Annotated in this window: 13 protein-coding genes; 1 reads left to right on the forward strand and 12 read right to left on the reverse strand. The window is 66.8% G+C overall.

Annotation, left to right across the window (positions count from 1 at the left end; all coding sequences use genetic code 11):
• Positions 1-5: 5 nt before the first annotated feature.
• Positions 6-1,007: a M15 family metallopeptidase gene (locus tag K9D12_RS01100; protein WP_223059242.1), complete on the reverse strand. Its 1,002-nt coding sequence runs from the start codon at positions 1,005-1,007 to the stop codon at positions 6-8.
• A 67-nt stretch (positions 1,008-1,074) separates the two neighbouring features.
• Positions 1,075-1,905 (reverse strand): fructosamine kinase family protein, encoded by an 831-nt coding sequence (locus K9D12_RS01105; RefSeq protein WP_370633436.1) that lies wholly within the window; start codon positions 1,903-1,905, stop codon positions 1,075-1,077.
• Between K9D12_RS01105 and fdhD the strand changes: the two genes are divergently transcribed.
• Entirely contained in the window at positions 1,899-2,672 is a 774-nt protein-coding gene (fdhD, locus tag K9D12_RS01110; RefSeq protein WP_223059325.1) for a formate dehydrogenase accessory sulfurtransferase FdhD, read from the forward strand. The genes K9D12_RS01105 and fdhD overlap by 7 nt on opposite strands.
• A gap of 65 nt (positions 2,673-2,737) precedes the next feature.
• Here fdhD and K9D12_RS01115 read toward each other — a convergent pair whose 3' ends face one another.
• From K9D12_RS01115 to K9D12_RS01160, 10 genes are all read right to left on the reverse strand, one after another.
• Entirely contained in the window at positions 2,738-4,129 is a 1,392-nt protein-coding gene (locus K9D12_RS01115) for a cystathionine beta-synthase (protein ID WP_223059244.1), read from the reverse strand.
• A gap of 67 nt (positions 4,130-4,196) precedes the next feature.
• Positions 4,197-4,610 (reverse strand): hypothetical protein, encoded by a 414-nt coding sequence (locus K9D12_RS01120; protein ID WP_047311623.1) that lies wholly within the window; start codon positions 4,608-4,610, stop codon positions 4,197-4,199.
• A 166-nt stretch (positions 4,611-4,776) separates the two neighbouring features.
• Complete coding sequence (locus K9D12_RS01125) at positions 4,777-6,234, reverse strand: amino acid permease (RefSeq protein ID WP_118915104.1); 1,458 nt, start codon at positions 6,232-6,234, stop codon at positions 4,777-4,779.
• A gap of 170 nt (positions 6,235-6,404) precedes the next feature.
• On the reverse strand, positions 6,405-7,763 hold the full coding sequence (locus tag K9D12_RS01130; RefSeq protein ID WP_223059326.1) for a cation:dicarboxylate symporter family transporter: 1,359 nt from the start codon (positions 7,761-7,763) through the stop codon (positions 6,405-6,407).
• Between the two features lie 135 nt (positions 7,764-7,898).
• Positions 7,899-9,032: a methyltransferase domain-containing protein gene (locus K9D12_RS01135; RefSeq protein WP_223059245.1), complete on the reverse strand. Its 1,134-nt coding sequence runs from the start codon at positions 9,030-9,032 to the stop codon at positions 7,899-7,901.
• A gap of 11 nt (positions 9,033-9,043) precedes the next feature.
• Entirely contained in the window at positions 9,044-9,325 is a 282-nt protein-coding gene (locus K9D12_RS01140) for an acylphosphatase (RefSeq protein WP_223059246.1), read from the reverse strand.
• The gene (locus K9D12_RS01145; RefSeq protein ID WP_223059247.1) at positions 9,322-10,368 is read right to left on the reverse strand and encodes a hemolysin family protein; all 1,047 of its coding nucleotides are present in this window, start codon (positions 10,366-10,368) and stop codon (positions 9,322-9,324) included. Before K9D12_RS01145 ends, K9D12_RS01140 begins: the two co-directional genes overlap by 4 nt.
• Entirely contained in the window at positions 10,365-11,708 is a 1,344-nt protein-coding gene (locus K9D12_RS01150) for a hemolysin family protein (RefSeq protein ID WP_231579563.1), read from the reverse strand. The genes K9D12_RS01145 and K9D12_RS01150 overlap by 4 nt, the downstream gene beginning before the upstream one ends.
• Before the next feature lie 163 nt (positions 11,709-11,871).
• Positions 11,872-13,056, reverse strand: a complete 1,185-nt coding sequence (locus K9D12_RS01155; protein WP_223059248.1) for a S1C family serine protease — start codon at positions 13,054-13,056, stop codon at positions 11,872-11,874.
• Positions 13,057-13,484: 428 nt separating this feature from the next.
• Entirely contained in the window at positions 13,485-14,246 is a 762-nt protein-coding gene (locus tag K9D12_RS01160; RefSeq protein WP_223059249.1) for a hypothetical protein, read from the reverse strand.
• Between the last annotated feature and the right edge of the window lie 4 nt (positions 14,247-14,250).

Consider the following 14,250-nt stretch of genomic DNA (forward strand, 5'->3'; position numbering starts at 1 on the left):
CTCTGTCAGCCGATGAAGTTGTAGTGCCAGAACTCGGCGTTCGGGCGGCCCTGGTCGAGCCACCACGAGCGGTGGAAGCCGAAACCTGCGCCGTTCGCGGTCAGCCACTTGTCGGCAGCTGTACCGAAGGTGAAGGGCGATCCGGCACCGCTTCGGATGTCGACGGCCAGCCCCATGCCGTGGTTCGACGTACCCGGATAGGCAGCGCGAGGCGCGCCGTACTGGGCGTACCAGTGCTTCTGCCAGTACAGCGAGCGGTAGCCCTTTTCGACGGTGATGTGGTAGCCGAAGACCTTCGCGAACGCCGTGCCCATCCGGATGAACTGCATGGCCGCAACGCGCTCGAGGGACGATGCGGCGGCCGACGGTGCTCGTAGGTAGGCGGGCAACGCGCGCAGCCTTCCGCTCGGCACGCGGCTGTTGAAGGCACGGACGACCGGTGTGGTGGCGAGCAGCGCGGTCGTGATGTAGCGGCCGTCGTCCAGCCTCACCCAGTCGCTCGAGACGAGCTTGCCGGTGACCTTCGTGCGGGGCGCGATCGATGTTCTGCGCGCGGCGGAGAAGGACGCGGACGCGCGGGTGCTGACATAGAAGTCGCGGCTGATGACGTAACGCGTGAGGCGGGAGCCAACCGGGGGGAGCGAGAACGGGTCGGGTGAGGGGTAGGCGAAAGTCTGGGTGGCCGGGTTCGTCGTGGTCAGCCCCGAACCGGAGACGTACGTACCCGCCATTTTGCCGGTGGTGATCTTGAACCACGTCGTGTTGACGAAGTAGCCGGTGACCGGCACCGCCTCACCGAGACGGCCCACGGCGTTCTTGACCTGCATCGCCGGGTAGGCGTCGGTGTACGGCGGCTTCACCCAGCGCGTCACCGTGGTGGCTGCCGTGGCCGATCCGGCGGAGACACCCGCCACGAGCGGCGCGGCGAGGGCGCCAGTGAGTAACGTTCGTCGCGTCGTGCCGTGGCCCGATCCTGGCGTGTGAGTGAAGGCGTCGTGCTCGCACATGATGTTCCCCTGCCCCGTGGTTGATATGCCAGCACTACGACGTGAGAGCAGTCACATCGGTTCCGTCTCAGACGCCGCAGAGTTCGGCACTTGCTCGTAGCGCATCAGTCGTGGGGGAGAGGTAGGCGCCACCGAAGAGATCAAGGTGCACGAGGTAGCCGAAGAGCTGGTGCAGGGGGATCTCCTGACGCCAACCGCTGCGCAACGGTCGCGCCGCCTCGTAGCCCGCGACAATCTCCTCGACGTGCGGAGCGCCGAACATCATGAGCATCGCGAGGTCCGCCAACGGGTGGTGGCCGCAAGCTGCCGGGTCGATGAGTACCACGCCGTTCGGTGACCACATGACGTTGCCGCTCCACAGGTCGCCGTGCACCCGTGCCGGCGTGACGGCGGAACGGCCGAACTCGGCTGCGCCGTTCTCCAGTGCCCTGCAGAGATCGTCGAGGAGGCGAGTTTCCCGCCCGGGAAGGTCGACGCGCTCCGCCAGGGGGTGCAGGCGGGCACGTGAGTAGAAGGTGCCGAAGTCGTCGTACACGTCCGTGGGTAGCGAGATCGGCTGATCGAGCGGACCGAAATAGTAGTGACCCGCGCCCGGCGGAAGGGCGCCGAAGCCGGGGGCTCCGGCGGCGTGCGTCGCGGCAAGCGCCTTGCCGAAGGCGTGAGCCGCTTCGGCGTTTGGGGAGGCCGACTCGACATGAGCCAAGGTGAGCGAACGCGAATCGACGTCGAGCACCTCGACGAGGTCCGCTCCGCCACTCGCCGTTGCCTCACCGAGCCACCGCAACCCGGCGGCCTCGGTCTCGAAGAAGCCCTCAGGCGCCGAAGTGCGTTCCTTCACATGGGTTCTCACGTCAGCCATGTTCGCGACTGTACGCTTTCCGGGTGTCGCAGATGACAGCCCGTCGCCGCGTCCACCGCGTCAACCCCGGTGGCATGACCGGACGCGCCGACGACCTCGTCGTCGAGGCGCCCCTCGAACTCCACCTCGGTGACACGACGCTCGCCGTGCTCATGCGAACCCCGGGGCACGACACGGAACTCGCTGCCGGCTGGCTTCTCGTCGAATCCGGCGTCGAAGCTCCGGCCGACGTCACGCAGCTGCGCGGGTGCTGGAAGAACGACGTCGATGTCATCGAGATCGCGCTCGCGCCGCACACGACACCACCGCGCCCCCGATCCTTCGTCACCGGCGCGGCCTGCGGCGTCTGTAGTGCCGACCAATTGACGCTCGGCGCCGTCGGGCCGCGCTCGGCTCAGGTGCTCGACGTCGACGTCGCACGCGACCTGCCCGACACCCTCCGCGAACAGCAAAGGGCGTTCGAACGCACGGGAGGTCTCCACGCCGCCGGGCTCGCCACCTACGACGGGCGGATCGACGTCGTTCGCGAGGACGTCGGCCGTCACAACGCCGTCGACAAGGTGCTCGGCCGATCACTCATGGACGGGCTGCTCCCTGCGCGCGACCGTCTGCTCGTCGTGTCGGGACGTGTGTCCTTCGAGATCGTGCAGAAGGCCGTCGCCGCGGGCGTGAGCGGCATCGTCGCGGTGTCGGCGCCGTCGTCGATGGCCGTCGATCTCTGCGAGGAGTACGGGCTCGTGCTCGTCGGCATGATGCGCCGCGACCACTTCAACGTGTATGCCGGTGCGGAACGCGTGCGCGCCTGAAGCAACCGGGACATGACGAAGGCCCCGCAGCGTCGGCTGCGGGGCCTTCGTCACATCTCGGGGAACTACTTGGCGAGGGCCTCGAGCAGGTCGAAGCGCGTCAGGACCCCGATGGGACGGCCACCTTCGACGACGAGGAGAGCGTCCTCCTCCTGCAGCGCCTCACGGGCGGCCGAGAGCGGTTCGCCCCGGCCCACGAGGGGCAGACCTTCGCTGAGGTGATCGGCCACGGAGTCGGCCAACTGCGCCTTGCCGGCGAAAAGCAGATCCATGAGCGTGCGCTCGCTGACGGCGCCGCGGACCTCGCCGAGCATGAGCGGCGGCTCGGCAGCCACGACGGGCAGCTGGCTCACGCCGTACTCGCGCATGATGTCGATCGCGTCGCGGATCGTCTCCGTGGGGTGCGTGTGCACAAGGTCGGGGAGGTCTCCCGACTTCTGGCGCAGCACCTCGCCCACGGTCTTCTCGTCGCCGCCGGTGACGAAGCCGTAGGAGTTCATCCACTCGTCGCTGAAGATCTTCGACATGTAGCCGCGGCCCGAGTCGGGCAGCAGGACGACGACGACGGCGTCGGCCGGCAGGTCCTTCGCCACACGCAGAGCACCGACGACGGCCATGCCGCTCGAGCCACCGACGAGAAGACCTTCCTTCTCGGCGAGAGCTCGCGTCATCGTGAAGGCGTCCTGGTCGTTGATGGCGATGACGTCGTCGGGAACAGACGGGTCGTACGCGCCCGGCCACATGTCCTCGCCGACACCTTCGACGAGGTACGGGCGTCCGCTGCCGCCCGAGTAAATCGATCCCTCGGGGTCGGCACCGATGATGCGGACGCGCCCGCCTTCGCTCTCCGGACGGTCGGCGCTGATCTCCTTGAGGTAGCGACCCGTGCCGGTGATCGTGCCGCCGGTACCCGCGCCGGCGACGAAGTGCGTCACCTTGCCCTCGGTGTCACGCCAGATCTCCGGGCCCGTGCTCTCGTAGTGCGACTGCGGGCCGAACTCGTTGAAGAACTGGTTCGGCTTCCACGCGCCCGGCGTCTCCGCGACGATGCGGTCGGAGACCGAGTAGTACGAATCCGGGTGATCCGGAGCCACCGACGTGGGCGTCACGACCACCTCGGCGCCGTACGCACGCAGAACGTCCATCTTGTCCTTGGCCACCTTGTCGGGGCAGACGAAGATGCAGCGGTAGCCCTTGCGCTGAGCGACGAGCGCGAGGCCGACACCGGTGTTGCCGGACGTCGGCTCGACGATGGTGCCACCGGGCTTGAGCTCGCCCGAGGCCTCTGCGGCCTCGATCATCTTGAGGGCGATGCGGTCCTTGACCGAGCCTCCGGGGTTGAAGTACTCGACCTTCGCGAGGACGGTGCATTCGACGCCCGCCTCACGTGCTACCGGGCCGAGCTTGACGAGCGGGGTGTTGCCCACAAGGTCGGCGACGTTCTCTGAGAATTTCATGAGGCCATCGTTTCACGCCGTGGACACGCCTGGCGTTCGTGCCGACAGGATCACGGGGAAGCAGGAATCACGCCGCGCTCGTCCAGAGCGGCACCTCCGCCAGCTTGCCGGGTGCCGCGACCATGACCGGCCACCGCAGGTACCCCTCCAGGGCGACGGTGAGGGCGTCCGCCCACGATTCCTCGAACGGGGAGGCTCCGCTCGTTCCGCCGCGTTCGAGCAGGACGAGCGCTCCGGTGATGTCCGGCGACTCCTCAGCGATCGAACTGACGACGAGCGCGAGGTTGGCGACGGCGTCCGCGTCGGGACGTAGGGCGAGGCCGTCGATCTGGGTGAGTGCCTTGTGGACGCGGCCGTTCTCGTCGTGGAAGGCGAGCCAGAGGCTGCGCCCCTGTGGCCGGCTGGCACCGAGCACGTTCTGCCAGAACGCCGTGAGCGTCGATCGGGAGGTGATGGGGGCGTGGGCTGGATTGATCGTCATGCCTTCAGCGTGCGCCGAAACGCACCGAGCGTGCCGGGGGCCGTCCACAGCCCCGAACGGCCGTCACACCTGTGGACGGAGCTGGCGATTCAGCGCTCGCGATACGACGACGACCGCCCGCCACCGAAGTGAGCGGACGGCCGTCGTCGGTCCGAGCAGAAAGAGGTCAGCGGTGTGCTGCTGCTGCCCGCTTCTCGGCCACGACCTTGTCGGCGTGTTGGCCACGCAGGACGCGGTGTTCCGGCGTGTTGCGCACGAAGAGGTAACCGATCCCGATGAGGACGAACCACAGGGGCGTCCACAGCAGCGCCGTGAGGGTGCTCTCCTGCGTCGTCAGGGTCCACAGGACGAAGACGAAGAACACCATCGTGGCCACACACATGCCGATGCCGCCGGGCATCTTGAAGGTGCTCTCCTTGTGCAGGTGAGGACGACGGCGGCGGTAGGTGATGTAGCTGAGCAGGATGATCGTCCAGACGAACATGAAGCAGATCGCCGACACGGTGGTGATCATGTCGAAGGCCTCGGCAACACCGCCACCGGCGTAGAGCAGCGGAATGCCGATGAGCAGGAACACACAGCTGAACAGGAGCGCCGCGACCGGAACCTTGTTGCGTGACAGGCTCGAGAACGCCCGGGGTGCGTCCCCCTGACGGCTGAGGCCGTAGATCATGCGCGACGTCGAGTAGATGCCCGAGTTGGCCGAGGACGCCGCCGAGGTGAGGACGACGAAGTTGACGACACCCGCGGCTGCCGCGAGACCGGCGAGCGCGAACATCTTGACGAAGGGCGACTCGCCCGCCTTGAACTCCGTCCAGGGACGAACCGACATCAGCACGAAGAGGGCGCCGATGTAGAACAGCAGCATGCGGATCGGCACCGAGTTCACCGCGCGGGGGAGGTTGCGGTGCGGGTCCTTCGTCTCGGCGGCTGCCGTGCCGACGAGCTCGACACCGACGAACGCGAACACGGCGATCTGGAAGCCGGCCGCGAAGCCCATGAAGCCCTTGGGGAAGAAGCCGCCGTGGTCCCACAGGTTCGAGAACGCGGCCTTGGAACCGCCGGAGGAGAAGCCAGTGAACACCATGTACAGGCCGATGATGATGAGCGCCACGATGGCGACGATCTTGATGAGGGCGAACCAGAACTCGAGCTCACCGAAGGACTTCACCGAGGGCAGGTTCAGCGCCAGGAGAAGGAAGATAAGCGCCAGGCCGGGAATCCACAGGGGGAGATCAGGCCACCAGAACGCGACGTAACTTGCGATGGCGACGACATCGGCGATCGCGGTGGCGATCCAGCAGAACCAGTACGTCCACCCCGTGAAGTACGCGGCCCACGGGCCGAGGATGTCACCGGCGAAGTCCGCGAACGACTTGTACTCGAGGTTGCTCAGCAACAGTTCGCCCATGGCGCGCAGGACGAAGTACAGGAAGAAGCCGATGATCCCGTAGACGAGGATGACCGACGGGCCGGCGGCACTGATCGTGCGGCCGGAGCCCATGAAGAGGCCGGTGCCGATCGTTCCGCCGATGGCGATCAGTTGGATGTGGCGATTGCTGAGGCCGCGGGAGAGCTGTTCGCCCGCCACCTCCTCGTTCTGTGGTGCGACTGGGCTCGACACGTGGCCGCCTTTCGGACGTCGTCGGGGGAGTAGGGGTATCCCGCGACCCTACGGGCGGTGTGGCGTGGCCCACGTCGTCGACACCCGCGGTGCGCATATAGGTTCCATAACGATGCGATCCCGCCACCCTTCGCGGGTGACGGGATCGCATCGAAACCGGGGAGAACCGATCAGTGACGCGCTGAAGCCTTGCTGCCGTGATCGTCCATCGTCGAGTAGTCGAACGGCTCCTTGCCGTCCAGGACGATGTTGAGGCGCTCGCGGTCGATGGACTTGGTCCACGTGCCGACGAGAACCGTGGCGACGGAGTTGCCCGCGAAGTTCGTCAGCGCGCGAGCCTCGGACATGAAGCGGTCGATACCGACGATGACGCCGACGCCGTCAACGAGTTCGGGCTTGTGCGCGTGCAGGCCGCCGGCAAGGGTCGCGAGGCCCGCACCGGTAACACCTGCGGCCCCCTTGGACGCCACGATCATGAACAGGAGCAGACCGATCTGCTCACCCATCGACATCGGCATGTTCATGGCGTCGGCAATGAAGAGTGACGCCATCGTGAGGTAGATGGCCGTGCCGTCGAGGTTGAACGAGTAGCCGGTCGGTACGACGATGCCCACCGTGGAGCGGTCGACGCCGGCGTGCTCCATCTTCGCCATGAGGTTCGGCAGGGCCGACTCGGACGACGACGTCGCGACGATGAGGAGGAACTCGCGGGCGAGGTACTTGAGCAGCTTGAAGATGTTGACGCGAGCGACGAGCCACAGCAGTGCGCCGAGGATGACGAAGATGAAGAGAGCACAGGTGACGTAGAACCCGAACATCAGCTTGAGCATCTCACCGACGGCCTTGGCTCCGGATTCTCCGACGACCGCAGCCATGGCGCCGAATGCACCGATCGGGGCGAGCCACAGAACCATCGTCAGCACGCGGAAGACGATCTTCTGCAGGTAGGTGATACCGCGCAGCACCGGCTCGGCGTCGGCGCCCATCTTCTGGATGGCGAAGCCGACGAGCAGGGCGACGAACAGGGTCTGCAGGACGCTGTCGCCGGTGAGAGGGGAGAACAGAGTTGTTGGGATGATGTCGGCGATGAACCCGAGGAGGCCGTGGTCGGACTCCGACGCCTTTTCGACGTACTTGTCAGCCGAACCGGGGGTGATCTTGAGCCCGTGTCCCGGCTGGATGATGTTGCCGACGACGAGGCCGATGGCCAGTGCGAAGGTCGACATCGTGAGGAAGTACGCGAGGGCCAGACCGCCGGCCTTACCGACGGTGGCAGCCTTCCGCACCGAGCCGATACCCAGGACGATGGTGCAGAAGATGACCGGCGAAATCATCATCTTGATGAGATCGACGAACATCTCGCCGACAGGCTTCCACTCCTTGGCCGCGTCGGGAGCGACGAGACCAAAGATGATGCCGCCGATCACGGCGATGATGACGGCGATGTACAGCCAGTGGCTGCGATCCTTCTTCGGCGTCGAGGTCGAAGGCGCGGAGGGTTCTGACGCGTCGCGGGCGTCAGCGGGCAAGTTCTCGGGCACTCAGGGCTCCCAGGTGTGACGTGGGTGAAAGACCCCTCAATCTATTCTTGGCGATCCCTGAATCGGCGCAGCGGTTCGGGGCGCAGGAGCTTTGTGTCCGAATGGTTATGCGGTCGACCGCATTCAGAGGCGACGGCGCAGGAGCACGGCCACCTCGGCGTGGTGGGTGTGCGGGAACATGTCGAACAGGCGCGCGGCGGTGACATCGAAGGAGGCGAGGTGTTCCAGATCGGCCGCGAGCGTCGTCGGGTTGCAGCTCGAATAGATGACGGTGTGCGCGCCGCTGCCGTCGAGCGTACGAGCCAGGTGCTCGCCGATACCCCGTCGTGGTGGGTTGACGACGACGAGGTCGGCGGAGTCTTCCGCAGGCACGTCGAGCACGCTCGCATCACCGACCTCGAACGTGACATCCCCTGCGGTGCTTCGCTCCGACGCAGCCAGGCGCGCGCTCTCCACCGCGGTGGGTTCGATCTCGACGCCGTGCACCCTCCGGTGCTCGCCGGCGAGGTGGAGTGCGAACCCGCCGACCCCGCAGTACAGGTCGAGGACGTTGCGCGCGTGCACCGCGTCGGCCCAGGCGGCGGCCTGTCGGTACAGGTCGCCGGCGACGTCGGTGTTCGTCTGGAGGAAGCTGCGATGACGCAGGTGCAGCGTGACGTCGCCCACCGGCAGACGCAGGGTCTGCTCCGGCGTCAGTGGGATCTCGAGGTCGCCCTCGACCACGGCCTTGTGCTCGGGATGGATGTTCGCCGAGACGACGCGCACCTGGGGGAGGCGCTCGAGGAGAGCGGGCAACGCCTCGCGTAGACGCGATACGTCGTCCTCGCTGCGCAGGACGAAGCGCACCATGAGTTCGCCGTCGGTGTTCGCGGTGACGAGAACGAACTTGAGGTCACCCTCGCGCTCTGCGACGTCGTACGGCCGCAGCCGGGCATACGTGACGAAGCCTGCAAGGTCGGGCACGACGTCCCAAATGGCTGCGTCCTGGATACCGCACTCACGCAGGTCGACCCCGGTTCCATCTGCGTCCGTGATGCCGAGTGTCGGCGCTTGCAGGGTGCCGCCGACGGCGAGCTTCGCCTTGGACCGGAACCGCGTCTCGGCCGACGCCCGCGCGGGCAGCCAGACACCGTCGGGGATCCGCGTGGCCAGCGTTTCGGCGACCCGAGCCTGCTTATTGCGAAGCTGCTCCGCGTAGGGAGTTTCGAGCAGGGTGCACGAGCGGCACAGATGCCGGTCGAAGTAGACGCACTCCATCGAGGGGGCGATCAGCGCCGCACGGAGAAGTCGTCGACGGACTGGGGCGCCACATCGCGCACCTCGACGTCGTCGACACGTGCCGCGGATGGACCGTCGTGGCACCAGTCGACGAGGCTCTCGACGGCGTCGGGATCACCTTGGGCACGCACGTGCACCGAGCCGTCGTCGAGGTTCTCCACCCAGCCGACGAGGCCCAGTTCGCGGGCTCGGTCGGCCGTGTAGGCGCGGAACGAGACGCCTTGGACGTGGCCGGTGATCGTCAGGTCGACAGCGCGAGGGGAGGCTTTCATGCGTCCAACGGTACGTCGCTCGTCGCAGGCTCAGCGCGGGTGCCCACCTCCGCGGGGAACAGACCGCGCAGGGTGTCGGAGAGCGTGACGACGCCCACGAAGGAGCCTTCGCGGGTGACTTGGGCGAGGTGCTGGCGGCCTTCGCGCATTGCATGCATCGCCTTCGTCACCGGCGTGCTCTCATCGAACGTTGCCGTGGGGTGGACGAGGTCGGCGATCGGTGCCGACGGTTCGCGCGAGACGGTGTCTCGGACGTGAACCGCGCCTTCGTAGTGGCCGTTCGAACCGATGAGGACACGCAGGTGTCCCGCCTTCTGGGCGGTGTGCCAGACGTCCGCCGCGGTGGCGTCCTTCGAGACCGCGGTAATGGCGTGGTCGGGTCGCACGAGATCGGAGAGCGTCATCTCCCGCAGCGACAGAGCACCCCGGATGTGGCTGCTCGAGACCGGGTCGAGCGTGCCGGTCTCCGTCGAGTGCTCGACGAGCTGCTCCAGGCCCTCCGGGTCCTGGGCCGCGGCGACCTCGTCGGCCGGCTCGACGCCCATGCGGCGCAGAAGCCAGTTGGCGGCGCCGTTGAGGACGACGAGCAGCGGACGCGTGAAGAGCATGAAGCCGCGCATGGGCAGCGCGAGGAGCATCGCGGAACGCTCCGGGTGAGCAATGGCCCACGACTTCGGCATCATCTCGCCGACGACGAGGTGGATGAACGTCACGATGAACAGGGCAAGCACGAACGCGAGGACGTCGGCCACAGTGCTGGGCAGGCCGAGGTCAGCGAGGAGCGGCGTCAGTGCGTGGTGCACGGCCGGCTTCGACAGGGCACCGAGTGCCAGGGTGCACAGGGTGATGCCGAGCTGGGAGCCGGCGAGCAACAGCGTCAGGTCACCCGAACTGCGTAGAGCGGCGCGGGCGCTGCGGGAGGTGGCGGCGAGTTCTTGGAAGCGGTGGCGCTTCGCTGCGATGAGCGAGAACTCGACGGCCACGAAGAAGGCGCTGAGCGCCACGATCGCGACGCTGATGAGGATGAGGGCGGGGGTGCTCATGCGTCGTCACCTTCCGTCTCGTGGCGTGCTTCGAGGGTGAGGCGCACCGTGTGCGGCACGCGGTTCTCGGTGTCGATGACCTGGATGACGAGGAAACGCTCAGGCGGCGCGTCGTCGGAGGCGTACTCGCCCGGGTCGACGGGCAGCGGAACCTCGACGGTGACGCCGTCCTCGACGAAGCCGCCGTTGTAGGCCATGGCCACGCCGCCGACGGTTTCGAAGTCGCCGGGCGGCATGAGGATGTCGAGCGAACGCTCGACCTCGTCGGTGGGCGTGCCGCCGGGGCAGATCCACGCGTCGTCGTCACCGGTCTCGTCCTCGACGATGGCCGTGAGGTCGTCGGGGTCGTGCTCGTCCTCGATCTCGCCGACGATCTCCTCGGCGAGGTCCTCGGTCGACAGCACACCGGCGAAGCCACCGAACTCGTCGACGACGATGGCGAGGGTGCGGCGCTCGGCTCGCATGGCCGCGAGCGCCTCGGGGAGCACGGTGAACGATGAGATGAGGAACGCGGGTCGCATGATCTCGCTGACCTCGCGCTCGTCGTCCGACGGGAGCGTGAGCACGTCGAGGAGTTCGACGACTCCGACGACGTCGTCGTTGTCGAGCACGGGGTAGCGCGTGTGGCCGCCCTCCATGAGCTGTCGGATCTCGCGGACGGGGGTGTCGGCCTGGACGACGTCGACGCGGGCACGCGGGATCATTGCGTGACCGGCGGGGCGCTGGGGGAACTCGAGGGCGCGGTCGATCATGTCGGACAGTTCCTCGGGCAGCTCGGAGCCGCGGGACTCGCCGACGATGTGCTTGAGGTCGCGCAGGGTCGCCGAGTGCTCGACGTCGTGCACGGGCTCGATGCGCAGGAGCTTGAGCAGAGCCTCGGAGGCACGATCGAAGAGCCAGATGAGCGGCTTGAAGACGCGCAGGTACGCGAGCGTCGAACCGGCGAGGCGGTCGGAGACCTGCTCCGGGCGTGCGATGGCGTAGTTCTTGGGGAACAACTCGCCGAGCACCATCTGGATGATGGTCGACAGCAGGAGCGCGACGACGGCACCGACGACGGCGGCGAACGCCTTCGATATGCCGGCTGCAGAGCCCATGTCGCGGATCGCGCCACCGATGAGCGGTTCGGCGACGTAACCGACGACAAGACCGGTGACGGTGATGCCGAGCTGAGCGCCGCTCAACATGAACGAGGTGCTGCGGGTGACCTGGAGCGTCTTGGCGGCTTTGTCGTCGCCGCCCTTGGCTCGTGCTGCGGTGCGGGAACGGTCGACGGCCATGAACGCGAATTCCTGGGCGACGAACCAGCCGGTGAACGCGGTGATGATCAGAACGATCACGATGCCGGCGAGAAGGGAAAGGGCTGGGCCCATGATGATCGAGAATGCCTCACGGTGGGGGAACGGTCGATGGCACAACGGTACTGGATCGACGGGGGTTCCCATGCCTCGCTGCTGAGCGCGCGGGCACCGTCGAAACGGCCCGCCTGCTTCTCCCGGGCCCTCAGTTCGTCGTCGCCTTCTGCAACGTGACGGTTGCCGTGCGGGTCGCGCCGGAGGTGTCGGTCCACGTCACCTTCATGGAGTCGCCGGGGTAGTGGCCGTCCATGACATCGGCCAGATCGCCGGTGTCGGAGATGGTCGTACCGTCCAAGGCGGTGATGACGTCGCCGGCCGCCAGGCCCGTGGATGCCATGGCCGACCCACTTTGGACGTTCTGAACCGTGACCCCGCTCGACCCGCCATAGGGCGCCATCCCGCCGCGGCTCGAGCTGCTCGGCACGACGGCGATACCCAGAGCGGCTCGGGTGCCGATGTGGTTCGTCGCCGTCTTCGTTCCGGCCAGGATGGTGTCGGCCAGCGACTTCGCCTGCGTGATCGGGATGGCATAGCCCTCGGCGCTGCGTGAGCTTCCGTTGCCGTAGGCGGTGAGGGAGTTGCTGGAGGCAGCGGCGGTGTCGATGCCAATGACTTCGCCGTCCGCGTCGAAGAGCGGGCCACCCGAATAGCCGCCGACGATGGGTGCGCTCGTCTGGATGAGGTCGGTCAGTTCCTCGGAGGAGTCGAGCGCCGTCGAATCGCTCGCCGTGATCGAGCGGTCGGTGGCGGTGACGAGTCCGCTCGCGGCGTACAGCACGCCCTCGCCACCGCCCTGGCCGACGGCGAGTACCTTCTCGGAGACCTTCACGCCGTCGGTGTCGAGTCGGACGGTGGCCAGGTTGCTTGCGCCCTTGAGCTTGAGCACGGCGATGTCGTGTGACGCGTCATGTCCGACCACCTCGGCTGTGTACTTCTGCCCGCCGGGCACCGTGACGCGGATCTGGGTGGAGCCCTCGACGACGTGGTAGTTCGTCAGGACGGTGCCGTCAGAGCGCAGCACCATGCCGCTGCCGGCGCCTTCGCCGTTCGTCGTCACGGTGTCGATCATGACGACGCCTCGCTGCTGGGCCTCGGTAGCGGTCGTGGACGTGCCGCTCGTCGAGCTGGCGCTCGTACCGGACGCTCCGTCGTCGCCGTTCCAGCCGTTGCCAGCGCTGGAGCTGTCGGGAAGGAAGCTCGTTCCCGACGAGCCCGCGATGCGCGTCACCGGCAGGAGATCACCGAGGTTGTCGTGCGCCACGACGGCGGCCGGGGCGGCAAGCGCTGCCGTGGTGAGTGCGGTGATGCCGACGATCGTGGTGGTGCGCATGGGGTGCTCCTCGGAACGTGCCTGGGGTGATGGTGACCAGACAACCGGGGGTAGCCATGGCGTACCTGGCTCGTTCCTGTGCCTCAGCTATGTTCGCGCCCGCATGCGCAATAGAACACGTGAGCGCCCCTCACCACCGTGGGAATCGGTCGTGAGGGGCGCCCACTCGTGACAGCTAGCGCCCGGGTTGCTCGGTTTTGACGCCGAATGCTGACGGCCCGAGCTCAACAGCATGAACGTGAGGCGCGCCTCACGCTCATGTGTGGGTGTGGCGGTGCAGGTGGGAGCCTCGGGTGGAAGAGGGCTTCCTCAACTTAACTTTACATAATTTAGATTATCGGCAAATGACTGGAGCGTCGAAGGGGGCTGACGACGCGTGCTTGTTCGGTCTCAGACATCACTGCCACTTTCGCAAACATCACACCCTGTTAGCCGAGGATGCCTGGCAGTTGCCCCGCAAGCGCCATGACCTGGTGACCGTAAGTAGTGATGAGGTTACTGATGAACTGGTTGACAGTGTTTTCTGCGATGCGGCCGCTACCGCGTACGAGTTCGTCACGGATACTGTCCTCAGAGTCAGAGGCCACCTCGGCGCTTTCGGCGTTGAGGATGGGGTGTTCGCGTATCTGACTCATGATCGCGTCGAATTGGTCGATGCTGTTCATACTGATTGTGTTGCTGTGGCTGACGGCGTTGCCGTAGCCGGTGGCTGCGGCAACGCCGGGGCTGCCGGTGATGTTGATGCTGTGGTCGAAGTTTTGGGTCACGGTTCCTCTGACGGATCGTTGCAGGTAGTCGTCGGGCGCATAGTCGTGTTCTAGCGCACTTTCGCCTAGTGGCGTGGGTTCGGTTCGAAGGAGGTCCGATGGGTTCGTGCCGCCCCGGTGGATGAACTGGCCATCTCGGAGTTTGCGTGCTGCGCGGCGTAGTTCGGTCTCGGTGTAAGCCGGGTTATCGGTGTCGCTGGTGGGCAGGTCGGCGGAGCGGGTGATCTGCCCGGTTTGCACGGCTCGGAGCAGTCGGTATTCCATGCGTTTGCGGCGATAGGCGGGGGCGAGCTGTTCGGCGCGGTCGTGTCCGGCGCTGTTGAGGTCGAAGACGTGCGGGTTGCCGAACCGGCCGGAGGTGCGGATAAGTCCGGCGTTTAGCAGCTCGGCGTGGACTCTCGCATGTTTGATGCGCGGGAGCACTTCC

The sequence above is a fragment of the Dermacoccus sp. Tok2021 genome, assembly GCF_019895135.1.
GTDB lineage: Bacteria > Actinomycetota > Actinomycetes > Actinomycetales > Dermatophilaceae > Dermacoccus > Dermacoccus abyssi.

Excerpts from the sequence above, each read along its gene's own strand:
- K9D12_RS01135 (WP_223059245.1), bottom strand. The coding sequence starts at position 9,032 with ATGGAGTGCGTCTACTTCGACCGGCATCTGTGCCGCTCGTGCACCCTG.
- K9D12_RS01115 (WP_223059244.1), bottom strand. The coding sequence starts at position 4,129 with ATGAAATTCTCAGAGAACGTCGCCGACCTTGTGGGCAACACCCCGCTC.
- fdhD (WP_223059325.1), top strand. The coding sequence starts at position 1,899 with ATGACAGCCCGTCGCCGCGTCCACCGCGTCAACCCCGGTGGCATGACC.
- K9D12_RS01155 (WP_223059248.1), bottom strand. The coding sequence starts at position 13,056 with ATGCGCACCACCACGATCGTCGGCATCACCGCACTCACCACGGCAGCG.
- K9D12_RS01145 (WP_223059247.1), bottom strand. The coding sequence starts at position 10,368 with ATGAGCACCCCCGCCCTCATCCTCATCAGCGTCGCGATCGTGGCGCTC.
- K9D12_RS01100 (WP_223059242.1), bottom strand. The coding sequence starts at position 1,007 with ATGTGCGAGCACGACGCCTTCACTCACACGCCAGGATCGGGCCACGGC.
- K9D12_RS01120 (WP_047311623.1), bottom strand. The coding sequence starts at position 4,610 with ATGACGATCAATCCAGCCCACGCCCCCATCACCTCCCGATCGACGCTC.
- K9D12_RS01140 (WP_223059246.1), bottom strand. The coding sequence starts at position 9,325 with ATGAAAGCCTCCCCTCGCGCTGTCGACCTGACGATCACCGGCCACGTC.